The organism is Rhizobium sp. P2_G9, assembly GCF_056403475.1.
Window position 1 is genome coordinate 1 of record NZ_JBFUFK010000066.1, and the last position, 23,485, is coordinate 23,485.

A 23,485-nucleotide genomic window follows, 5' to 3' on the forward strand; every position below is an offset into this window, starting at 1 on the left:
CCGCCGAGGTTCTTGTCGTCGAACCGACGGGATCGGAAACACACGTCACCGCCCGCCTGGCGGGACATGAGATCACGATCGGATCACGATCGTCTCCAAGCAGCGCTTGACTACCCAGCCCGGAGAACTGCTGGCCGTGAATTTGAATTCCGAGCGCCGGCATTTGTTCGATGCGAGTGGCCAAAGGATCTGAATTGCGGTGACGCCAAGTCCAGTGTGCGCTGCATCCAAAAATCGACTTTTCCAATACTGCAACGCAAAGATTTATTCTTCTTGCCAATGACCCTTGTCAGGGTTATGGTTGTGTATTCTGGATATTTTACTTTATGCGAGTAGTGGAGCCGTCGGGTTGAGGGCTAGGTCGTGACGAATGAACGGACATGACATCGCAAGCAACTCCTGGTCCTGGCTCTGGCCATTTTCCCGGCGCCATGAGGATTTCACACTATGGAACTCCTATCGTATCGGTCTTGCTGTGGAGCTTGATCGTCTTTCGGCGGAAGACAGGGAGAAGGAGACCATCGCCAAGCTGCTCGATGCGGAGCAGCCTCGCAAGACCTGGGAAAACCTTTATGAGGCCGAACAGCGTCTGGCCTTCAAGCGTGACGATGACACGGTCAAGGCTGATTGTGCACGGCGCATGGTCGACGCGGAAAGCCTTGGCGTCAAATCCGTCGACGCATTGCGGGCGCAATTCAACGATCCGGCGGCGACGCCGGCCAGCCGCAAAGCCACCTACCTCAAGCTGCTGGATGAGCTGCAATTCCGCTATGCCAGGCGCCGGCTCGACCGGCAGAAGCGCAAGGAGACCGCGATCTGGCTCAACAATGTGGGGCTTGCCCTGATTGTTTTCGGACTGCTGGTCACGATCGCCGGCTGGATATGGTGGGCGTCGCTCGCCAGTTTCATCGCACAGGTACATCTCTTCTACGCAATCTGGTTCGGCGTGCTGGGCGCGTATTTCTCCCGCTCGGTTTCTATGCGTTCCTCGGTCGCAACGCTCGACTACGACCTGTTGGTGACCGACTATTCGAAATGGAGCGTCGGGCAGCGCCTCATCATTGGCGGAATCGCGGCTCTGGTGATGTATTTCCTCATCGCCGGCAGATTGCTGGCGGGCGATCTCTTCCCCGCGGCGGACTATAGCAAAGCGCTGATAGATAATGCGCAGTCCGGCGCCACCATTCTGGCTATTCCGTCGGCCGGATTTGCCAAACTGCTTATCTGGTCGGTGATTGCCGGCTTCTCGGAGCGGCTGCTGCCGGATCAATTGGCACGGCTTGAAAGCTCCGCCCGCGACAGCAGTCAAGACAAGCCGCATTCATAGACTTGACACCGGCAGCGCTGCCAGCGCCCCGGCGACTTCAGCGAAGCAGAACATGCACCGTTCCTGAGAACCAATGGAGGACTGCGCAATGCCGCTTTACAACCAGACCTTTCTCGACAATGTGACCGACGATTTCCATGCCCTCGGCGGCAACAAGCAGACGGCCGGTATGAAAGCCATCATTGACGGCTTCGAAAAGCACCTCCCCGGCGCCGACCTGCGCTGGCTTGCCTATATGCTCGCCACGGCATTCCACGAAACAGCAGCGACCATGCAGCCCGTCAGGGAAGCCTTCTGGTTGTCGGAGAACTGGCGCAAGAAGCATCTCTCCTACTACCCCTATTACGGGCGTGGCTATGTGCAGCTCACGCACCAGGGGAATTACAAAAAGGCGGGGGATGATATTGGGGTGGATCTCGTCGACAATCCCGACCTGGCGATGGATCCCGGCAACGCCGCGCATGTGATGTTCGTCGGCATGACGGAGGGTTGGTTCCGCAGCGATTCTCACGGGCGGCATACGTTGTCGCGCTATTTCTCCAACGACGTCGATGATCCGGTCGGTGCCCGCAACATCATCAATGGCAAGGAAACCAAGATCGTCGGCGGCAAGGAGACAACCGTCGCTGCGATCATAGCGGGTTATCACGACATCTTTCTCACGGCGCTCAAGGCATCGTCAAAAAAGGCGGCGCCGGCCGTACTGGCGGCTGTTGGACCGACGAACCAGCCACAGGGCGCTGGCACGAGCACCCGCTTCCAGGCCGAACGGGAGCTTTTGCTTGCATTGGCCGGTCCGCTTTCGCTCACCGAGCCGATGATCCATATGCTGGATCTGCGCGATACGAAACGCCCTGCCAGCCATCCTCGTTATTGGGCGATCATCGATTTCGCCAAGCGTTCGGACGAAAAGCGTTTCCATATTTTCGACATGGAAGCAAAGACCGTCGATTCCTACCTGTGTGCCCACGGCAAGGGATCGGATCCGCAAAATACTGGCTTTGCAACGTCCTTCTCCAACGAGGACGGGTCCAACAAATCGTCGCTCGGCGTCTATCTCTGCGCCGAGACCTATCAAGGCGTGCACGGCTATTCGATGCGGCTTGACGGTCTCGAGTCCACGAACGACCAGGCGCGCCATCGCGCCATCGTCGTTCATGCGGCGGATTACGTGACCGACGCTCTCGCAGCCCAGCAACATCATGTGGGCCGCAGCCTCGGCTGCCCGGCGGTCGACGGTCAATACAGCCAGTCGATCATTGATCGATTGAAAGCAGGGTCATTGATGAACGCCTGGAAGGACTGATCGGACCCGCGGACAATCAGCGCGCTCATGCCAGGTCACCTGCGCCGAGCTGGCGTAAGTGCGCGATCGGGCCGGCAGAAAATATCAAACGGCGCGAAACAAGGCTCTTGAAATCTTCCTATGGTTGATGGAAGATCACGGCAGGCATCCAACTTTGAGTAGATCATTCTGATGGCGCCGGACGTGTGTGTCCGGCAAAGGCGCCTCCTATGAAGACTGGCGCAAGGGGGAATGGGCATGGTCGATACCGCAGGACTGCTCATAAAGGTGCGTGGCGACGGTGCAGGCTTTGCCGCGAGCGGACAGTCCCTCAGTCTTGACAGGGAACAGATTCAACCGATCCTGACATTGCCATCTGATGGTGCCGGGCAGGGCGTCGCGGCCGACCGTGGTGCCACCTGGTTCAAGACCGGTGCCTGGGTCAGAAATTCCGACAATCCCTGGGACGACGCACATGCGATCGTCGATCGAAGCCAGGCGTTCGGCGCTGCGGGTGGCCCACCGGTTCTGGCGGTCGAGCCGGATTTTGTGCAACAATGGGATTACAAGGACAGGACCGGCGACCGTGGCATGGCGGCCAGCGCCAGCCCTGCCTGTGCTTTCGATGATCAGGACCCCAGTGGCGGACGCGCCATGGGAACGGATGTGGCCTGGAACGCCGGCCCGGCTTTCAGCCAACTGGCAATGGCGCGGCAGGGCGTGGGCGCCAAGCAGGCCAACATAACCATTGCCCATCTCGATACCGGCTTCGATCCCGCCCATCGGACGAAGCCGCAAGGGATCGTCGACCCGTCCTTGTGGCGCAACTTCGTTGCCGACGGGCATGGACCGAATGATGCCGTCGACCACGCTCCGGCCGGGACGCCGACCAGCAATCGGGGGCATGGCACGGGTACGCTCAGCCTCCTGGCGGGCAACAGGCTGGATGGCACGTCGCCCCACTGGCCGGACTACAAGGATTTCGTTGGCGGTGCGCCGCTGGCGAAGATCATCCCCGTCCGTATCGCCGACTGGGTGGTGCGCTTCTCCGTCGGCACGATGGTGCAGGGATTCGACTACGCGCGCCAGCAAGGCGCGCAGGTGCTCTCGATGAGCATGGGCGGGGTGACCTCCGCCGCGCTTGTCGACGCGGTCAACCTTGCCTACGAGCATGGCGTGGTGATGGTGACTGCGGCGGGCAATAATGTCGCCTTCGTTCCGTCGCCCAAAAGCATCGTCTTCCCGGCGCGTTATCAGCGCGTCCTGGCTGCGTGCGGTGTCATGAACGATGGCCGCGCCTATGCCGGCCTGCAGATCGGCACCATGCAGGGCAATTACGGGCCGAGCGAAAAGATGAAGACCGCGCTCGGCGCCTATACGCCGAACGTGCCGTGGGCGGAGATCGATTGTGGCAAGGTGGTCGACATGGACGGCGCGGGCACATCGGCGGCGACGCCGCAGATCGCCGCCGCCGTCGCGCTCTGGCTGGCTGAGCACTGGGATGTCGTGAAGACTTATTCGGAGCCTTGGATGCGCATCGAGGCCGTCCGTTTCGCACTTTTTTCCAGGGCGCAGAAGACGACGCCGAAAATGGGCGCCAGCGAAACCCTGGAAAAGATCGGGCAGGGAGTGCTCCGGGCAGCGGATGCTCTCAAGGAAAAGCCCCAGCCGGAGGCCGCGTTGAGGAAGCTGAAGCCTGCCGAGGAGGCGTGGGGCTGGCTCAACCTTCTGGTCGGCGGTGGTGCGAGCCTGGCGCCGGCCGGCCCAGTCGCGCAGCAGAAGAACCGCATGCTGGCGCTCGAACTGACGCAGATGGCACAGCGTGTCGCCTCGGTCGATGCAGCCATTCCCGACCCCGGCGCCGACCCCGCGGCGATTCCGGCCGCTTTGCGCAATCGTTATTTGGAAGCCGCGCTCGACGAAGGCAACCCTTCGAAGCCGCTCAAGGCCGTGCTCGAAGCGGCTCTGGGCCGACCTGCGGTCAGTGTCGCCGCGCCAGTTGCAACGCAACCTGCCGCTCCCGTCGTCAAGCGCAAGCCGCGTCCATTGACGCCGCCGAAACGCCGCCTGCGGATCTACGCGCTCGATCCATCGATCGGCAAGCGCCTCGACTCGGTCGGGGTCTATCAGGCCACGCTGTCGCTGCCATGGGACGATCAGCCGGCAACGGCAGAGCCATTGCAGCCGGGACCGGTGGGCGAATATGTCGAAGTGATCGACATCGACCCGGCATCGAACCGGGTCTACGATCCCGTTGATCTTAACGACAAGATTCTGCTGGCGCAGGACGGCCTGTCTCCCTCGGAGGGCAATCCGCAATTTCACCAGCAGATGGTCTATGCCGTGGCCATGACGACGATCGGACATTTCGAGCGGGCGCTTGGCCGCCGCGCGCTCTGGTCGCCGCACTATGCCACACATATCGGCCGCGACGGCGAGCCCAGGATGCAGGCATACGAGGTGCCGCGCCTGCGAATCTATCCGCATGCACTGCGCACGGACAATGCTTATTACAGTCCACAGAAGAAAGCCTTGCTGTTCGGCTACTTTCAGGCCGACAGCCGGCAGGGTGACACGACCACCCCGGGCTCGATGGTCTACTCTTGCCTGTCCAGCGACATTGTGGCGCACGAGACGTCGCATGCGCTGCTGGATGGCCTGCATCGGCGTTTCCAGGAGGCTTCCAATCCCGACGTTCCGGCCTTTCACGAGGGCTTCGCCGACATCGTGGCGCTTTTCCAGCATTTCACCCTGAGGGAGCTGGTCAGCTACACGATTGCACGGGCGCACGGCAGTCTCTCCGCCGCCAATCTGCTGTCCGGCCTTGCCGCACAATTCGGCGAAGGCAGCGGCCGGTCCGGGCCGTTGCGGGACTATGCCAAACCGAACATGGCCGATCTCGACTATGCCAGATGTTTCGAGCCGCATGACCGGGGTTCGATCCTGGTTTTCGCGGTCTATGAGGCGTTCCTGGCAATCATCGCACGCCGCACCGAAGACCTGATCCAGCTTGCGACGGGTGGCACCGGTGTGCTGCCGGACGGTGTCCTGCACCCTGGACTGGTCGAACGCCTGACCGACGAAACGGCAAAGGTTGCCGCGCAAATGCTGACCATGTGCATTCGCGCGCTCGACTACTGTCCGGCCGTGGATATCACGTTCGGGGAATATCTGCGCGCCATCATCACCGCCGATATTGCGGCCTTCCCCAAGGATCCGCTGCACTACCGCCTGGCCTTCATGGAGTCTTTCCGAAAATGGAAATTGCTGCCGCGCGATGTACGGACCGTCTCCGAAGAAACGCTTTCCTGGGACACGCTGGAGGACCCGACGCCAGGATGGATGCATGACCTGCTGAATGGCATCGACCTGGGCTGGGATCGGACGCTCACACGCTCCGAAATATTCGCGCTCAATGAGAGCAATCGCTGGAAATTCTGGTCGGCGATGAAAAAGGTTTTTGCCGACGACCCGGATCTTTACCGGCAGTTCGGATTGCTGAAAGGGCTGTCCCGCTACAAGGACGACGGGACCTTGCTGAAAAAGGCAGAGGAGGGCGGTTCGACCTTCGACGTGTTCAGCGTTCGCCCGACACGCCGCATCGAGCAGGATGGCTCGTTCCGGACGGAACYGATCGCCGTCGTCCATCAGCGCGTTCCGGCGCGTCTCGACGGCACTGTTGCGGTGGACGGCGTGCAGCCCGGCGAGAACTTCTTCTGGTTCCGGGGCGGCGCGACCGTCATTCTCGATCCGCGCAAGGGGCATGAAGAGATCCGCTATTCGATCATCAAGAATGTCGGCAGCACGGAGCGGCAGAAGCGGCAGGCGCAAACCGCAAACGCCAACCACCTGTCGCCGCTGCGCGCGCTCTATTTCGGCGACACGGCGTCCGAACCGTTCGCTCTGCTGCATGCCAGCCACGGGGATCATGATTATGGCTAAGACATCGAGGAAGTCGAAGACATCCGATCCTTCTGCGGCGGCATCGGCCGTCTCCGCGACAGCACCTGCTCCTTCCGCGGCGGTGCCTGCAGCGGCCGGCAAAACGCCGGCGCTGACCGTGCGCCACTACTGCCAGGGTATCGGCGACTGTCATCTGCTGACGTTCCGCAAAAACGACGGCTCGTTTTTCCGCATGCTGATCGATTGCGGCATTCATTCGTCGGTCAGCGGTGGCTCCGATCTCATCAGGGACATTGCCGCTGATGTCAAAGCGGCATCTGGCGGCAAGATCGACGTGCTTGTGGTGACCCACGAACATTGGGACCACGTTTCAGGTTTCCTGAACGCTGCGGCGGTGTTTTCCGAAGGTTTCACTGTCGGCGAAGTCTGGATGGCATGGAGCGAGAATCCGAAAGACCCCGACGCAATCGCCTTCGATAAATTCAAGGGCGAAGCGCTTTCGGCCCTGCAAGGCGCGAGCCTGAAGCTGGATGCTGACCGAGACGCGAATAGCTATCTTTCCGGGCTGCGCGATGGTTTGCAGTCGGTCATGGGCTTCCAGTTCGGCGCCGCCGGCGAAAAAGTGCGCGCCGCGCGCAACGCTGCGGCAGCCCTGTCGAAAAACCAACCGCCTGTTTATCTGGGACCGGAGACCGCACCGTTTTCCGTCCCCGGCCTGCCGAATGTCCGGATCTACGTGCTCGGCCCGCCGCGCAAAAAGGACGCGTTGCGGCTGGAGACGCAGGCCAGCGAAATGTATCCTTTGGCCGGCCAGGCCCTCGGGGCATTCCTGCGGCCGCTGAGTGCTGGTCTTGCCGCTGCGGACAATACGATCGAGGCCTGGGTGGATGACGCCCTGCCATTCGATCCTCATATCGGCACCGATCTCGCTGCAGTTCTCGCCGGCGACGTGAAGGGCGATGTCGCCGACTTTGTCCGGAGCAACTATTCGAAGCCTCTCGACAGCGGCCGCCGCAAGCCAAAGATCAATGACGACGCTGCGACGGACCAGTCGTGGCGACGTATCGACGCCGATTGGCTGGGACTTGCCGCCGATCTTGCGATGCAGCTTGATCGCGGCGTCAACAATACCAGCCTGGTGCTGGCGTTCGAGATGCTGGACACAAAGAGGGTCTTCCTGTTCCCGGGGGATGCCCAGGTCGGCAGCTGGCTAAGCTGGCAGGACGTCAAATGGACTGTCGACGAAAAGCAGATAGACGCCCCCGATCTGATGGCGCGGACGGTCTTCCTCAAAGTCGCCCATCACGGCAGCCAGAACGCGACGCTGGAGAAAAAAGGGCTTGATCTGATGGTCGACCCAGACCTCTCGGCGTTCATTCCCGCCAACAAGCAGGATGCAAAAAACGTTGGTTGGGGCGAAATGCCTTACGATGCCATTCTCAACGCCTTGGAGACGAAAACCAGCGGCCGTATCATCCGAGCCGATGACGAATGGTTGGCGACCGAGAATGCTGCGCCGGAATTCCTTTGTCCGTCAGGTTCCGTTCTGGCGGTTCGAAGTACCGTTCGCGATCCTCAGCGCGGCAAAGGGGGCTTGTGGGTGGAGCTCGACCTCGCCTGAAGCCCGCAAGCGTGCAGCCACTCGTCATAGGGAATCACGATGTGACCAGGAATGTACTCGGGTGAACCGGCCAGCGGGTCTTGCCGGCGCGCCGGGCGGGATGCAGCTGGAGCGCCGCATCAAGCAGGAACACCCTGACACGCCTCGATCAAACGCTGGGCATTCTCGGGTCTTGCCTCGCGTTTTCCCTGCTCGATTTCGAAGGCGACCTCGACGACCCGCCTGTTCACCGGCGCGTCCTGCCCGTGTTCTCTGAGCTTGTCGACGACCCAGCCGTTGACCTCCTGCACCTCGGCCCGGCGGCCCTTGCGCCAATCCTGCAGTGAGGTGGTCAGCGTGTCGGGCTGCGAAAATATCGTCAGAACCTCTTCGAAAATCTGGTCGACATAACGCTCCGGATGGTTGGCGGTCATTGGCGGCATGCCGATGATCGGGACGATCCTGGCGCCGTCCGCCAAGGCGGCATTCATCGCCTCGTAGCCGGCTGTGCGCATGACGTCGAGCATGCCCGGCCACCGTGCCGCGTCGCCGAGCGGCAGGTTGAGGATCGCCGAGGGGATCAGTTCGGCGGCATTGACCACCAGCTTCATCCATTTCGCCGAGCGGATGTCGTCGGTGACTTCGACGCGGCCGGCATTGCGTAGCAACCTGGCCACCGTCTCGACGCGCGGCTGGGTCGCGGGATCGAGCGCGCCGAGCGCAAACCAGGATGTGTCGCGATCGTTCTGCCGGTTGGTGACGCCGGGCGTCCACATATTCGAGGCGATCTCGATGACGGCGCCGATGGTGCGCTCCCGCCCGGCTATCGCGGCGATGTCTTCATGGGTCATGCCGTTCTGCAACCCGACGATCAGCCCATCGGGGGCGAGGCAGGGCTCGATAAGCTGCGTTGCCCATTTCGTGTCATAGGCCTTGACGACGAGGACAACGAGATCGAACGGTTCCCTGATTTCGGCCACCTGGCAGAGATGCAGCGCCGGCACCTTGGCATTGATCGTTCCGCTGGGCAGATTGACCGTGATGCCGTGCTCGCGAATGGCCTCGACATGGGCCGGCCACTGTTCGATGAAGGTGACATCGAGCCCGGCCAGCGCAAAATCCGCACCGATCGACGCGCCCTGGGCACCCGTTCCCAGGAACGCGATGCGAGGCCCTGTTGCTCCATCCCAAGCCATGATTGTCCCTCTCCCATGTCTTTCGACCACGTTGCTGTGGCCGTTGTCTCCTTGAGCAAGCTGGACCGGCGCTCAGGCTGACGCTTGGGAAAAGATTCTCATTTCGAGAAAGCAGCGAGAGCCAGGCTTGGTTTTGTCCGGCGGAATTGAAGCATGACAAATTAGCCGCGGGGCGGCACGGAAGGATTTGAGATAATCATGGCAGGTTGAAATCAGGCGTGCCGGCCGGCGACGCGCCGTCCAGTGATGACATGAGCGGCGAGCACCGCTGCGACCTCGGTTGTCGGCTTGGACACCAGGGAAAGCGTACGACTGCAGTCAGGCGCTGTCCGAATTGTTCTTACGTGAGGGCGTGCCCTCGCTCGCCTCGTCACACAAATCATCCCAACTATGGCAAACAAAAGGCCTCGCACACTCAGCGAGCCAGTCGCGAATCCAGCTCCACCATATCTTCATCTGCTTCCTCCCCCAGATGAATCTCAGCACAGGTGGGTGCGGAGGCTTTCTTTGAATTTACCGTAAGACGCCGCGACTTGAAGTCTGTGAAATGCCGTACGCGCCCTGCCACCCAGCCCAATCATCTTGGTGGCGATGGGCACAGCCCACCAGCCATTTCGCACCGATAGCCTTCGCAAACGAACAATAACATTGTCTGGCCAAGCAGCGCCTCGATCGAGGTCAAAGATTCTCATTTCGAGAAAATTGCAGGCCAAGCCAGGCTGCTTTGTCTGGCAGATTGCCTCTCGACAAGCCGTCCGCAGGGATGGCGTGGGAGGAATCGGGATCATTATGGCAAAGGTAAAAGCGAGTGCGCCGCCGGGCGAAGCGCTGTCCAACGACGATATCGGCGTCGAAACTCGCCTCGAAATGTTTCGGCTTCAGGTTGAGATTCGGGACTGTGAAAAACGAGCCCATGATCTTTTCCTGCAGAACCTGATCAAGGGCACCAGCCACCTTTCGCTCGGCCAGGAGGCGATCGCCGCCGCCTTCGGCAGCGCCATGCAGCGAAGCGACAAATCCTTCTGCACCTATCGTGGCCATGCACACACGCTGGCGCGCGGCGTCGGCATGGAAAAGGTGCTTGGCGAGCTGATGCTCAGGGATGTCGGCCTGATGCGCGGCAAAGGCGGATCGATGCATCTGACCTCCATCGACCATGGGGTCATGGGCTCTTATGCCATTATCGGCGCGCATCTGCCGATCGCCTGCGGCTCTGCCTGGCGAGCCCAATATCTTGGCAATGACGATGTCGCTGTCTGCTTCTTCGGCGACGGCACGACCAATATCGGCGCGTTCCACGAGGCGCTGAATTTCGCGGTGATCTGGAAACTGCCGATCGTCTTCGTCTGCGAGAACAATCTCTACATGGAATATACGCCGATCGGCGATGTCACCGCGGTTGCCCATCCGGCAGGCGACCGTGCCGCGGCCTATGGGCTGGAGCGGATCGTCGTCGACGGCAACGATGCAGACGTCGTCTATCGCACTGCCCAGACAGCCCTGGAGAAGGCGCGGCGCGGCGACGGCCCATCACTGATCGAATGCCTGACCTATCGCCATTCCGGCCATTCCCGCGCCGACCCGGCGAAATATCGGCCCGAGGGTGAACTGGACCGCTGGCTGGAGCGCGATCCGATCAAGATCTACCGGCAACGTCTCTCCGATTTCGGCATCGCGCCGGAGGAAATCGCCCGGATCGAAGCGCAGAGCAAGGAGAAGGTCGAGGAGGCAACCGCCACATGCAAGGCGTCGCCGCCGGCGCCCGAGACGATCCTGACCGCAGATGTATATGATGATGGAGGCTGGGCATGGCGGAACTGACCTATCGCGATGCGGTCGTGCGCGGCATCGCGCAGGAAATGCGTCGGGACGAGCGCGTCGTGTTCCTCGGAGAAGACATCGGCAAGGCGGGCGGCGTGTTCAAGGCGACCGTCGGCCTGTTCGACGAATTCGGTCCTCGCCGCATACGTGACACGCCGATTTCCGAACAGGCCATTCTGGGCGCCGCCATGGGTGCCGCGATGACCGGCCTGCGCCCGATCGCAGAAATCATGTTCTCCGATTTCATCGCCGTCTGCTTCGACTATATCGCCAACGAATTCCCCAAGACGCGCTACATGACCAACGGCCAGGTGTCCGTGCCGCTGGTCGTGCGCACCGGCAACGGGGCAGGGGTGCGCTTCGGCGCGCAGCATTCGCAATCGGTCGAGAACTGGTCGATGATGATCCCGGGCCTCAAGGTCGTGGCGCCATCTTCGCCTCTCGATGTCGTCGGCCTGATGGCGGCCGCGATCCGCGACAACAACCCGGTGATCTTCCACGAGCATAAGGGGCTTTACGCCAGCAAGGGCGAGGTGCCGGACGGCGAGATCGTCGACACGCTCGGCACGGCGAAGATCCTGCGGCCGGGAAAGGATTGCACCATTGTTGCTTTGGCGATGATGGTTCCACGGGCGCTCGAAGCGGCCAGGCGCCTTGCGGACGAACATGGCATCGATGCCGAGGTGATCGATGTGCGCTGCCTGGTGCCGCTCGATACGCAGACGATACTGGGATCGGTGGTCAAGACCGGCCGCCTGTTCACCGTGGAAGAAAATCCACGGCTTTGCGGCTGGGGCGCAGAGATCGTCTCGATCGTCGCTGACGAGGTGTTCTGGGATCTCGACGGCCCTTGCGTGCGGATCACCACGCCGCATATCCCGTTGCCGGCCGCGGATCATCTGGAAGACATCGCGCTTCCCTCTGCCGACAGGATCGTCGAGCGGATCAGCCGCGTGATGAACGGAGGCTGAGATGGGCGCCAACATCATCATGCCGCAGCTCGGCGAAACCGTCGCCGAAGGTAAGATCGTCAGCTGGTTCAAGAAGCTCGGCGACAGCGTCAATGCCGGCGACAGGCTGTTCGAGGTCGAGACCGACAAGGTCACGATCGATGTCGAAGCGATCGATGCCGGCACGATCACGGAAATCCGGATCGGCGACGGGGTGACGGCTCCGGTCGGAACGGTTGTTGCCGTGCTGGGGGACGCTTCCGCCGCCACAGCGCCAGTCGCAACCGAACATCCAGCCAACAGCCAGATCAAACCGCCGAAGCAGGCTGCACCAGCCCTGTCTGCGTTCGAGGAAGTGCGCACGGCAAGGGGTCTGTTCGGCAAGGCATTGCAAGACGGCCTGCACATCACGCCACTGGCACGCCGTCTGATTGCCGAACAGGGGCTCGACCTCAAAGGCCTCGTTGCCGATGGCAAGAACAGAGGGCTCAGCCGCGTCGCCGAGAAAGATGTTCGAGCCTATGCGGCAGAGCGGCCACTCGTCCGTCCCGAAGCCCAACGGTCGCTGCAGCCGCAGGCATCGCAAGCCGGTTCGGTGGTTTCGCCAGCGGTTGCACCTCCAATAAGCCTCACCGTCGGACCGCGCGACGAGGTCGTTGCCTTCTCCACCATTCGCCAGAAGACGGCGGATCGACTGGCGGAAAACTGGCGAACCATTCCGCATGTCTTCCAGGCTTTGGAAGTGGATTTCACCGCGATCGATTTCGTTCGCAAGGCGCGCAAGGACGGTTTCAAGGCCGAGCATGGCCTTTCGCTAACCTTCCTGCCCTTCATTACGCGCGCGGTTTGCATCGCATTGCGCGAGTTTCCCGACATCAACGCCCGCACCGACGGTACACGCCTGGTCCGTGGCAAAGACGTTCACATTGGCATCGCGGTCGATCTCGACCATAAGGGCCTTGTCGTGCCGGTGCTGAAGCATGCTGATGAACTGACGGCCCCTGGCATAGCCAAAGGCATCGGCCGTCTGGTCGAGAAAGCGCGCGCCGGCAAGCTAGGTGCCGACGACATGGCAGGCGGCACCTATTCCATCACCAATAACGGCGCGTTCGGAACCCAGTTCACCGCCCCGATCATCAACGCGCCGCAGGTGGCGATCCTCTCCACCGACGCGATCCGGCTCCGTCCCGGTATCGTCTCGACTCCGGCCGGCGATTTTATCGCACCCAGGATGCTCGGCATGGTGGGGCAGAGCTTTGATCACCGCGCCTTCGACGGCGCCTATTCGGCTGCCTTCCTGTCTCGGCTGAAGACGGTGCTCGAAACACGCAACTGGGAGCAGGAATTCGCCTGACGCCAGAAGACAAATCCGCTGCCGGGCGACAGCGGTGACAGACAATCGGAGGAATTTGCCTTGAAATACAACAGTCCCTATTCGACCGCCGCTTTCGGAACCCAAGCCAAGGACTGGGAGCAAGGCATCGACTACCACCGCCTTTCCAAGGACAGGCTGAAGCGCGCGCAGGAGGCCATCCGCTATGCCGGTCTCGGTGGCGTGCTCTGCTTCAATTTCGACAACATCCGCTATGTCACCGCCACGCATATCGGCGAATGGGCGCGCGACAAGTTCTTCCGTTATGCGCTCTGCCCGGCCGAAGGTTCTCCCTATCTTTGGGATCCTGCGCCGCCCGCCAAACGCATTTCATCACCCTGGATTGCCGACAATGTTGCTGCACCCATCACCACCATGCAGGGCGCGATCCCGCCTGGCATGAATGTCGCCAGGGATTTCGCTCGGCAGATCAAAAAGGCGCTTGTCCAATACGGCATCGACAAGGAGCCGCTCGGCATCGACATCATGGAACTCGGCATGATCCGGGCGCTGGAGGCCGAAGGTATCGAAGTCGTCGACGGCCAGCAGGCGCTGCTCGATGCCCGCGAGGTCAAGACCGCCGACGAGATCGAATTGTTGAAGATGGCGGCGGGCATGGTCGACGCCACCTATGTCGATATCGCCCGCGCCATCCGCCCCGGCACCAAGGAAAACGAACTGGTGGCGATTGCCAACGACCGCCTGTTTCGCATGGGCTCGGAGCGCGTCGAATGCGTCAATTCCGTTTCCGGCCGTCGTGGCCGGCCGCATTCGCACACCTTTTCCGACCGCATGATCCAGCCCGGCGACATGATCTTCCTCGACATCATGCATTCGTTCAATGGCTACCGGACCTGCTACTATCGCACCTTCATCTGCGGCGAGCCGAACAAGCATCAGATCGACGCCTATGAAACCGCCTCCAAATGGATCAGCGCCTCGATCGACATGATCAAGCCCGGCGTGACCCCGGACGAAGTGGCGGCCGTCTGGCCCGACGCGCACGAATTCGGCTACCGCGACGAGGAGGAAGCCTTCCTCCTGCAATATGGCCACGGCGTCGGCCTGTCGCTCTGGGAGCGGCCGATCTTCTCGAAACGCTTCCGCGGCCAGAACACGTCGCTCAAGGAAGGCATGGTCTTCGCACTCGAAACCTGGAAGGGCGCCGAGGATGGCTCGGGTGCGGCGCGTATCGAGGAAGAGGTGGTCGTCACCAAGGATGGCTGCGAGATCATCACCAACTTCCCGTCCGATCGCCTGATCTCATGCGGCCTTCCAGGCTGCGAAGTGTTCTGAGCGGACATTCGGACCTCGGAGAGACACGGCATGGCGAGCATGAGGCAAAATCCGCAGGCAAGGCTGCCGGTGACACTGGTCACCGGCTTTCTTGGCAGCGGCAAGACGACGATGATCAATGCCGCCCTGAAGTCTCCCGACCTCGCCAGGACCGTCGTCGTGGTCAACGAGTTCGGCGAGGTCGGCCTGGATCATTCACTGGTCGCCAATTCGAACGATGCCGTGATCGTGCTTGAGAACGGCTGTCTCTGCTGCACCGTGCGCAGCGATCTCGTCACCACGCTCAACGAGCTCTATCAATCCCGACTTGCGGGCCGTATCGCCGCGTTCGACAACGTCGTCATCGAGACATCCGGTCTCGCCGAGCCCGGGCCGGTGGTGCAGGCCTTCCTTTCGGAACCGACGCTGGATGGACTCTACCGCGTGGCAAGCGTCGTCACGTTGGTCGACGCGGTCAATTGGGGCGGCACCAGCACCAATCATGAAGAGGCCATCCGCCAGGTGGCGCTGGCAGATCAGATCCGCGTCACCAAGCTCGATCTGGCCGATCCGGCCGCGGCGGAGGATCGGCTTGCGGAGCTGAGACGGCTGAACCCGGCTGCCGATATCGCGGCGATGGACTGGTCCACGCCTGCCATCGCAGCCCTGCTGACATCGCCTGGCTTCGACGCGGCGGATCCGCGCGCCAACCCGCTGCCGTGGCTGTCGCTCTCACGCTATCGGGCGCAGGAGGTCGAACCGGGTCATGTCTGCGACGAACATTGCCATCATGCGCATGGCCATCATCACGAATTCGGCACCAAGGAAATCGAATCTTTCGTCCTGCTTCGCGATCACCCGATGTCGCGGGCCGAGCTGCAATTCCTCCTCGATGGGATAACGCAGAATCTCGGCCCCGGCTTGCTCCGAGTGAAGGGGCTGGTCAACGTGGCTGAGGAACCGGGGCGTCCGGCTGTGATCCAAGGCGCCCAGCATCTGCTGCACACCATGACCTGGCTCGATGCCTGGCCCGATGCCGACGAGCGCACGCGCGTGGTGTTCATCACCCAGGGCATCGCAAGGGATAGCCTGAAGGACGTTATCGAATTGCTCGATCGCATGAGCGAGCGGACCTTCAGGGCACGGCAGAAAGCACGGGCGCAACGCGCTGGCGATTGAACGCTTGATCCGGCTCGGATCAGCGACCCGTCCCTGACCGATATCAATAATATCCGGCGTCGCGCATCACGCGGTCGACGCGATTTTGCGCGCGATCAAGGGCGTCCTGATCGGAGATATCCCCTTTCAGCGCCGCATAGATTTCCTCGCCCAAAATTTCCTCGATATTGTGATATTCCGGAATTGGCGGCCTTTGCCAGTTCTGCAGCTTGTTCTTTTTGGCCAGGCGGTCGACGAAACGGACGATCGGCGTGCTGGCGGCCGCTTCCGGGTCGGCGCTGACGGAAAAGCGCGGCGCGACCGGAAAGCCGTTCTTAACATATTCCTTCATTGCAGACGGCGATGCCATCCAGGATATCGCATCGAAGGCGAGCTTGGCCCGCGCCGGCGGCAGCGAATGCGGGATCATCAGCAGGAACCCGCCGATCGGGTTGACGCTGGCGCCGCCCGGACCATGCGGCTGGGCGAGATATTCCACCTTGCGCTTCACCACCGAACGGATGTCATATTCGAAGCGGGCGGCGCGCATGGTCCAGGTATAGGCCATGGCGGCATGCCCGGTCATGAAATATTCGAGCCCGCGGTTCCAGTCGATCGTCATGATATCGGGGGGCGAGATCGCCAGCAGCCGATGCATGAAATCGAGCGTCTTGCGGCCTGCTTCGCTGCTGAGGCGAGGGCGCATCTGCTCGCCTGAGAGCAGCGAATAATCCATATAGAGCCGCGTCGTCGGCAGGTTGATAGGGGCGCTGCCGCAGCAGGCCATGAAGAACATGAAGGAATGGGCGATCGGCATGCCCTGAGCCGCATTCCAGACGACGCCGTTCAGGCCGCGATGCGGCTGGTGCAACTGTTTGCCGACCTCTATCACCCGGTCGAAACTCGTCGGCGGCGGCAGCTTGTAGGCTTCGCACAGGTCTTTCCGGATGGCGAGCGTCTCCACCGTGCAGTAGATCGGGATGCCGTATTGGATCTTGTTCCAGGAACCGGTCGCCCAGATATTGGGATGGAAATCCAGCGGGTTGATGCCGCTCTTTTCCAGGAATTGCGTCAGTGGTTGGCAGACATCCCGTTTCACCGCCTCGCCAAGCCAAGGCATGTTGACGGCGATGACATCGTATTTGCTGTGCTTGCGCCGGGCGTTTTCGAGCACCTCTTCGCGGAGCTTGGGCAACGGCAGCAGCGTAAAGTTCTTTCGCGAGGATAGCTTGGCGCGGAAATCCGACCACATATCTCGCATCGAGGCGAAATAATTATCGTCATGCAGCAGGAACTTCAGGTCTTGCCCGGCATCCTGACGGCTCTCGATGATTTCGAGCGGCGGAATGATCTGGCCGGCGAGATAGGAGCCACCGAAATAATAATCTTCCTCGTCGTCATCGCCCGACTTCAGCCCGAACGTTTCGGCCAGCAGCGCCTTCACCTTGCGCGCATATTCGGTGAAATTCTCGATCATGCGCTTGCTGGGGATGACGTAAAAGGTCTTCGACCCGGGCGCGCGCTCCTGCTGCTCGACCTCTCCCAGTTCGATCAGCTTATGGATGCGGCGCATGGCGCTGGCAAAAGGCACCTCAGCGGATTGTGCCAGCGACGACATCGTCACCGGCTGGCTGCGCAGGTAGCTGCGCATCAGGAACAACACCATGTTCCAGTTCGGGTCCGGCTCGGCCATCGGCAGCAGATGGTCATAGGGAGTGCGCATCCGCTCGAGGAAGCTGATGATCCGCAAAAGCTCGTATTCGGTCATGTACCGGCCTCCCCACCGGACGTCATGATGTCATCTCGATGACGCAAATCAAGATGCCAGCGGGATCCCCCGCCGGTCACAGGAATCCAGTTTCGGCGACTATTGCCTCGGCGGAAACTGCAAGATCACTGAGGCAGGTGACTATCCGGTGGCCGCATCGATCCGCGGAACAGCGCTGACGAGATCGAAGAAATGGATATCGATGTCCTTTTCCAGGAACTCCATGCGGTGCTGCCACAGCCATTGAGATTCGGGCAGAGCGCCGTTGACGTCGAAGTCGGTCTTGCTCAGCCATTGCTCGTAAATCATCAATCGGCACGGATGGTCCGGATCGGCATGCAGATGCATTGCCAGACAACAGGGATTGTCGAGGCTTGGGGCAATCACGCCCTGCAGTTCATCGATCAATTGCGCGAGCCGGTCGGGTCGCGCCTGGAGGAATGTGAGCACTCCGATCATCAAAGCCTCCCTTCTTTGATCTCCTCATCCTAGGTGGGCACCAAGCAGGTACCGAGCGAAATATTCTCAAAATGAGAATTTATCGATCACCGGATGGTGGCGGTGCTGGGCTAAACCTGTCAGCGACAAGCGGGAGGGCAACATGGACGCGCGCAGAATTCGCACCGTAGGCTGGATCGGTCTGGGGAAGATGGGGCTGCCGATCTGCAGGCGATTGATGGCCGCCGGTATCGCCGTGACGGTTTTCGCGCGCAATGATGCCTCTGCAGCGAAGGCCGAAGCCGAAGGGTTCGCCGTCACGCGCAACCTGGCGGAACTCGGCAACGCCGATGCGATCATCTCTGCCGTGCCGGATGATGCCGCACTTTCGGGAATCATGACTCCCGATTTCCTGGCTGGGCTCCGTGCTGGCCGTATATTCATCGACATCTCGACAGTGTCGCCTTCGATTTCCGCCGAAATCGCCGGGAAACTTGCGCTGACGGGGACGCACTATCTTCGCGTCCCGGTCTCCGGCTCCACGGTTCATGCGGCGTCCGGCCAGCTGACAGCCATGGTGTCCGGCCCAAGATCGGCCTTCGACGACGCGCAGGCGCTTCTGTCCGTCTTTTCCGCCAGGCAATTCTACCTCGGGCCAGCGGAGCAGGCGCGCTACCTGAAACTTGCCATCAATTCGATCCTGGCGGCGAACTCGGCCCTGATCGCGGAGGCCCTGGCGATCGGGGAGGCGGGCGGGCTCGGCCGGTCCGATATGCTCGATGTCATGACGCAGAGCGCTATCGCGACGCCGCTGCTCGGTTACAAGAAGGACGTCTTGATCAGGGGTGACTATCCGGCCGCTTTCACGGTCAGCCAGATCATCAAGGATCTCGATCTCGCGCTGGGTGCGGCACGCGCCGATCACATCCCGGTTCCGGTCAACGCGCTCGTCCGGCAGCGCTTCGAACAGGCCTATGCCGAAGGATTGGGAGATGCCGACTTCTTCTGCCTGGCAGGAGCGCCGAAAGCCTAGTCGAGGTCGATCAACCCAACCACATGCTCTGCTATGGCCAGGGATGAGGTCAGGCCGGGGCTTTCAATGCCGAAAAGCTGGACCAGGCCCTTCATTCCGTGTGTTTCCGGCCCGGCGATGAGGAAATCGGCTTCCGGCTCGCCCTGTCGGGAGAGTTTAGGCCGGACCCCGCAATAGAGCGGGTTAAGTTCGCGCTGTGCAATACCCGGCCAATACCGGCTGACTGCCGTCCTGAAATGCTCACGGCGTCTATCGTCCAGGCTATAGTCCACCGTCTCGATCCATTCCACATCCGGCCCGAAGCGCATCGTGCCCTGGAGATCAAGCGTCAGGTGAACGCCGAGACCGCCAGGCTCGGGCACGGGATAGACCAGATGCCGAAACGGGGATTTGCCGCCGGCCCCGTAATACATGCCTCGTGCAAAGCGTGTCTCGGGCGCTTGCCAAGCCGTCGGCGCTTCGATCCGACTGCCGAGCTCAGAAGCCCGGAGCCCGGCGGCATTGATGAAGGCGGCACAGCTGAAGCTGTAATGTTCACCGCCTTCGCCTGACGTCTCTACGATATAGCCATTCTGCCCAGCCCGGACGGCGAGAACTGTCGTGTGGAAGACAATTGATCCACCTTGCGCCTCCGTATCAGCAAGCAGCGCACCCATATAAGCGCGGCTGTCGAATATGCCAGTGCCAGGCGAAAAAAGCCCGCTCTCGCAGACCAGCTCCGGCTCCAGTTCACGAATCTGATCTCGAGAGAGCCGTCGTAGAGACGTCACGTCATTGGCAACCGCATTCGCCTCGATGGCCGCCAACTTTCCGTCCTGCTCGGAAGAGCCGGCGACGATCAATTTGCCGCAAATCCGATGCGGGACATCGCTACGGATGAGATAATCCACCAGCATGTCCCGACCCTGGCGGCATAGACGCGCCTTCAGGCTGCCGGGTGAATAGTAAATCCCGGCATGGATGACCTCGGAATTGCGGCCGCTCGTCTCCAGGCCGAAATCGGCATTGCGCTCGATGACGAGCACCTCGTGCCCGCGCAGTGCAAGCGCACGCGCGATCGCCAAGCCAATCGCTCCGCCGCCGGCGATGACACATTCGACCGAGTCCATTGCTTCTCCCTTGGTGAAGCAGAGCCCGGTTCAGACCAAGCGGTCGATCATGGCTGTGCGTTCTGCGGCTTCGCCCGCCAGAGGCGGTGGGGCGTATTCTCTTCATAGCCGAGCTTGTCGAAGCTTGCGACCTCGAGAATCTGCCCCCAGGGTGCCCGGAAGTAGATCCAGTTGAACCCGGCCAAAGGTCCGGCTTCGACGAGATTGGGACCATCGAGCATTTCTACGCCTTGCACCCGCAAGCGTTCCGCCGAGGCATGAACGTCATCGACCTCGAAGCAAAGGTGCATGCCGCCGACTTCCGAAGAGCGCTTGGGCCGCGACTCATTTTCGCCGGCATATTGGAAAAGCTCGACGCTGGTCCCTTCTCCGCAGCGCAGGAAGACCAGGTCGCGAATGGTCGATTGCGCCGAGGCGCCCAGCTTGTTCTTCATGAAATCCTGGTCGACATCGAACGGCCCGGTGCGGAACACCTCGATCGCGCCGAAGACGGCCTTGAAGAAGGCGATGCCCTCTTCGATATCCGGCACGGTGATGCCGATATGGTGCATGCCACGAACTTTCTCCGCCATGAAATCCTCCTGTCAAAAATGCGATTTGAATTCACCTGGAGCATCTGTGGCTCATGCCGCCGGAATACCGAGCGGCCGCAATGACCGATTTAAACATCACGCCGTGCGTCTGCGGACCGCCGTGTAGATCAGCGCTGCGACCACGATCAACAGGCCCTGGAACAGATATTGGTAAGTCTGCGTCAGGCTCAGGAAGGTGATGGCGCTCAAAACCTCCGTCAGCAGGACGGCGCCGAGAACGGTTCCGATGAAAGTTCCGCGCCCGCCGGTGAGGCTCGTGCCGCCCAGCACCACGGCCGTGATGCTGGCAAGCGTATAGCTGACGCCCTGGCGCGGATCGCCAACGCCGATCTGGGTCATCAGCATGACCGCGCCGAGGCCGGTCAACACCGAGCAGGCGACATAACCCGCGATATAGACCAGATCGACACGCGTACCGATCCTGCGCGCCGACTCCTCGTTCGAGCCGACCGCCCGCAAGCGCCATCCGGCCTTCGTCCGGCGCAGGATATATTCGGCAGCCAGGGCCACGGCCACCAGGACGAGGAAGGCGACGGGGAACGGCCCCCACTGCCAGTTGATCCAGTCGGTGACGTCCGAATTGATATAGCCGTCCGGATTGTCCCGCAGCAGGAAGCTCAGGCCCTGAATGGCGATATACATGGCAAGCGTCGCGGCGATCGGCGTGAAATTCGCGTAGCGTATCAGCAGGCCGTTCACGGTACCCGTTATGAAAGCACCCGTGAACATCAGCACGAAGCCCGTCACGATCATCACAGCCGATTGATCGTCATTGACGAAGAACGAGGCTATGACGACAAGGAACCCTGCAAGCGGCCCGACGGACAGGTCGATGCCGCCCATCAGCAACGCAACCGTCTGGCCAAGCGCGATGAAGCCGAGCGCCGTCGCCAGCAGGAAGATGTTGTAGATGTTGTAGACCGAGAGGAAGTTGTCGTTCTGGCCGTTGACATAGAGGCCTAGAAGCACGGTGACCATCGCCAGCGGCACGGCCGGCGCATTGTCGGATTGCAGGAAATGCCGCAGCCCTTTTGCCTGCGACACCACTACTGTTGAAGCGCTTTCGACGCCGTGCGTGTCCGCCTTGACCGCGGCGGCGACGATCCGCTCCTCCGTGACATCCTCCCCGGTCACGATCTCGACGACATGCCCGCGCGACATGACGACGACCTTGTCGCAAAGGCCTTCAAGTTCGACGGCATCGGAGGAGTTGACGATGACAGGCGTGCCCGCGTCTGAGACATCGCGCAGGATGCGATAGATTTCGAAACGCGCGCCGACGTCGACGCCCTGTGTCGGTTCGTCGGCGACAATGAGACCGGGTTTCGACAGCAGCGCCCGTGACATGACCACTTTCTGCTGATTGCCGCCGGAAAGCGACAGGATCGGTGCCTCCATGCTTGGCGCCTTGACCGCCAGTTCGCCGAAGATGGATTTGACCTGCTCATGCTCTTTCCGGCGGCTCATGATGCCGCCCACGGCAAATTTCTCCAGCGCCGAGAAGGTCGCGTTTTCGCGCACGGTCAGGCCGCTTGCGACACCTTCGCGATGCCGGTCGGAGGGCATGAAGGCGGCCTCGTGCATCAATTGCTGCTGATTGAGCCTGCGGCCATGCAAGGTGATGGTGCCTTCTGCCGACTGCAGGCCGGCCAGCACGCGCATCAGTTCCGACTGGCCGTTGCCGGCAACGCCTGCGACGCCGACGATCTGGCCGCGCGGCACATCGAAGCTGATATTGCGGATCTCCTTGCCGCAGAGGCCGGCGACCGAAAAGGCCATCTCCTCGGCTGCGCGTTCAGACTTCGGCGGGAAGGCCGCTTCGAGCGTACGGCCGACGATCAGGGCGACCAGCTCGGCGTCGCTGATGTCGTCCACCAGTGCCGACCCGCGCACGCGTCCGTCGCGCAGCACCGTGACGCGGTGGGCAATCTGGCGGATCTCGGCGAGGCGATGGGTGATGTAGATGACCGAGGTGCCGGCTTTGACGATCTCGCGGATGCGGCCGAACAGCATGTCGGTCGCTTCCTGGTCGAGCGAGGCAGTGGGTTCGTCAAGGATCAGCACCTTGGGCTTCAGCGCCAGCGCCTTGGCAATTTCGAGCAAATGCTTCTGGGCGACCGTCATCTGATCGGCGCGCATGCGCAGCGGCAGCTGCAGCCCGACCGTATCGAGCATCTGCTGGGCGACATCATGCGCCGGACGGCCCGAAAAGACCGAAGCGGGCAGGGCCACGCGGAGATTTTCGAGCACGGAGAGGTCTTCAAGAACGGCGGGATGCTGGAAGCAGATGGCGATGCCGAGGGACGCCGCGACCTCCGGCGTCATCTCTTGGATTTTCTGCCCTTCGAAACTGATTTCGCCTTCGCTGGGCTGCAATGTGCCAGAGATGATGTTCATCAGCGTCGACTTGCCGGCGCCGTTCTCACCCAGGATGGCATGCACTTCGCCGGGATAGAATTCGACATTGACGTCGCGCAACGCCGGAACGCCGGAGAAATATTTGTCGATTCCGGCCAGAGCGATGGTCACGTCGCATTGTGCCAACATGTCCGTCTCGATCGCTTTGGCATCTGCTACCATCATGTCCATGGGTCCACCCTTGGGAAAGGTTGCCCCGGAAGTTTTTTCCTCCGGGGCAGGGTTCATCGCAGCCTGAA

General features: G+C 61.4%; 16 protein-coding genes. 10 read left to right on the forward strand and 6 right to left on the reverse strand.

Annotated elements, in window-relative coordinates:
* Positions 1 to 370 precede the first annotated feature (370 nt).
* The 4 genes from AC1DYF_RS35790 (at position 371) to AC1DYF_RS35805 (ending at position 8,136) form a co-directional block, all read left to right on the forward strand.
* Positions 371 to 1,327: a hypothetical protein gene (locus AC1DYF_RS35790; protein ID WP_477883070.1), complete on the forward strand. Its 957-nt coding sequence runs from the start codon at positions 371 to 373 to the stop codon at positions 1,325 to 1,327.
* A gap of 88 nt (positions 1,328 to 1,415) precedes the next feature.
* On the forward strand, positions 1,416 to 2,633 hold the full coding sequence (locus AC1DYF_RS35795) for a murein L,D-transpeptidase catalytic domain-containing protein (RefSeq protein WP_477883072.1): 1,218 nt from the start codon (positions 1,416 to 1,418) through the stop codon (positions 2,631 to 2,633).
* 237 nt (positions 2,634 to 2,870) lie between these two features.
* Complete coding sequence (locus AC1DYF_RS35800) at positions 2,871 to 6,554, forward strand: S8 family serine peptidase (RefSeq protein WP_477883074.1); 3,684 nt, start codon at positions 2,871 to 2,873, stop codon at positions 6,552 to 6,554.
* Positions 6,547 to 8,136, forward strand: coding sequence for an MBL fold metallo-hydrolase (locus AC1DYF_RS35805; protein WP_477883076.1), 1,590 nt, complete (start codon positions 6,547 to 6,549; stop codon positions 8,134 to 8,136). The genes AC1DYF_RS35800 and AC1DYF_RS35805 overlap by 8 nt, the downstream gene beginning before the upstream one ends.
* Before the next feature lie 119 nt (positions 8,137 to 8,255).
* Here the strand turns inward: AC1DYF_RS35805 and AC1DYF_RS35810 are convergent, their stop codons facing one another.
* On the reverse strand, positions 8,256 to 9,311 hold the full coding sequence (locus AC1DYF_RS35810) for a ketopantoate reductase family protein (protein WP_477883078.1): 1,056 nt from the start codon (positions 9,309 to 9,311) through the stop codon (positions 8,256 to 8,258).
* Positions 9,312 to 10,100: 789 nt separating this feature from the next.
* Here AC1DYF_RS35810 and AC1DYF_RS35815 point away from each other — a divergent pair.
* Genes AC1DYF_RS35815 through AC1DYF_RS35835 form a run of 5 tightly spaced genes read left to right on the forward strand, consistent with a single transcriptional unit; the run spans position 10,101 to position 15,908 of the window.
* Positions 10,101 to 11,132, forward strand: coding sequence for a thiamine pyrophosphate-dependent dehydrogenase E1 component subunit alpha (locus AC1DYF_RS35815; RefSeq protein WP_477883080.1), 1,032 nt, complete (start codon positions 10,101 to 10,103; stop codon positions 11,130 to 11,132).
* Positions 11,120 to 12,103, forward strand: coding sequence for an alpha-ketoacid dehydrogenase subunit beta (locus AC1DYF_RS35820; RefSeq protein ID WP_477883081.1), 984 nt, complete (start codon positions 11,120 to 11,122; stop codon positions 12,101 to 12,103). Before AC1DYF_RS35815 ends, AC1DYF_RS35820 begins: the two co-directional genes overlap by 13 nt.
* Position 12,104: 1 nt before the next feature.
* On the forward strand, positions 12,105 to 13,436 hold the full coding sequence (locus AC1DYF_RS35825; protein WP_477883083.1) for a dihydrolipoamide acetyltransferase family protein: 1,332 nt from the start codon (positions 12,105 to 12,107) through the stop codon (positions 13,434 to 13,436).
* A 60-nt stretch (positions 13,437 to 13,496) separates the two neighbouring features.
* Positions 13,497 to 14,750 (forward strand): M24 family metallopeptidase, encoded by a 1,254-nt coding sequence (locus AC1DYF_RS35830; RefSeq protein WP_477883085.1) that lies wholly within the window; start codon positions 13,497 to 13,499, stop codon positions 14,748 to 14,750.
* A gap of 30 nt (positions 14,751 to 14,780) precedes the next feature.
* Positions 14,781 to 15,908 (forward strand): CobW family GTP-binding protein, encoded by a 1,128-nt coding sequence (locus AC1DYF_RS35835; protein WP_477883087.1) that lies wholly within the window; start codon positions 14,781 to 14,783, stop codon positions 15,906 to 15,908.
* 43 nt (positions 15,909 to 15,951) lie between these two features.
* Here AC1DYF_RS35835 and AC1DYF_RS35840 read toward each other — a convergent pair whose 3' ends face one another.
* A complete protein-coding gene (locus AC1DYF_RS35840; protein WP_477883089.1) occupies positions 15,952 to 17,655 on the reverse strand; it encodes an extracellular solute-binding protein in 1,704 nt (567 codons plus the stop codon).
* A gap of 141 nt (positions 17,656 to 17,796) precedes the next feature.
* Positions 17,797 to 18,114, reverse strand: a complete 318-nt coding sequence (locus AC1DYF_RS35845; protein ID WP_477883091.1) for a putative quinol monooxygenase — start codon at positions 18,112 to 18,114, stop codon at positions 17,797 to 17,799.
* A 142-nt stretch (positions 18,115 to 18,256) separates the two neighbouring features.
* Between AC1DYF_RS35845 and AC1DYF_RS35850 the strand changes: the two genes are divergently transcribed.
* Complete coding sequence (locus AC1DYF_RS35850; protein ID WP_477883093.1) at positions 18,257 to 19,126, forward strand: NAD(P)-dependent oxidoreductase; 870 nt, start codon at positions 18,257 to 18,259, stop codon at positions 19,124 to 19,126.
* Here the strand turns inward: AC1DYF_RS35850 and AC1DYF_RS35855 are convergent.
* The 3 genes from AC1DYF_RS35855 to AC1DYF_RS35865 form a co-directional block, all read right to left on the reverse strand.
* Positions 19,123 to 20,235: an NAD(P)/FAD-dependent oxidoreductase gene (locus AC1DYF_RS35855; RefSeq protein WP_477883095.1), complete on the reverse strand. Its 1,113-nt coding sequence runs from the start codon at positions 20,233 to 20,235 to the stop codon at positions 19,123 to 19,125. The genes AC1DYF_RS35850 and AC1DYF_RS35855 overlap by 4 nt on opposite strands.
* Before the next feature lie 47 nt (positions 20,236 to 20,282).
* Complete coding sequence (locus tag AC1DYF_RS35860) at positions 20,283 to 20,807, reverse strand: VOC family protein (protein WP_477883097.1); 525 nt, start codon at positions 20,805 to 20,807, stop codon at positions 20,283 to 20,285.
* A gap of 96 nt (positions 20,808 to 20,903) precedes the next feature.
* Positions 20,904 to 23,417, reverse strand: a complete 2,514-nt coding sequence (locus AC1DYF_RS35865; RefSeq protein WP_477883099.1) for an ATP-binding cassette domain-containing protein — start codon at positions 23,415 to 23,417, stop codon at positions 20,904 to 20,906.
* Between the last annotated feature and the right edge of the window lie 68 nt (positions 23,418 to 23,485).